Annotated in this window: 1 pseudogene; it reads right to left on the reverse strand. The window is 59.6% G+C overall.

The features are described 5' to 3' along the window. Nucleotides 1–267 (reverse strand): annotated as a pseudogene (locus tag SB771_RS34830) (hypothetical protein); the annotation flags it as partial.

Consider the following 267-nt stretch of genomic DNA (forward strand, 5'->3'; position numbering starts at 1 on the left):
TGCGCAATGCGTCACATGCCTGCTCCATCATCAGCTCTGGCTTCCACCAGTTGGCGTGGTGGGAGCGCCAGAACGCGTTCACCTTCCGCACATCGGGCGTGCCCTTGTAATGTTCCAGCGCAGCCTTCACGCCGCGATCACGGCAGAGCGACATGAACGTATCCAGCAACCTTTTCGGCAGCAGTTTGCCCCTTGCATTCAGATCGGCAAACGTGAAGCGAGCGAACCGGTTCGCCATCTTGTGCAGATCGTGCAGAGGCAGCCCCT

Origin of the sequence: Burkholderia sp. SIMBA_051, from assembly GCF_046534915.1 — a bacterium.
Classification (GTDB): domain Bacteria; phylum Pseudomonadota; class Gammaproteobacteria; order Burkholderiales; family Burkholderiaceae; genus Burkholderia; species Burkholderia ambifaria.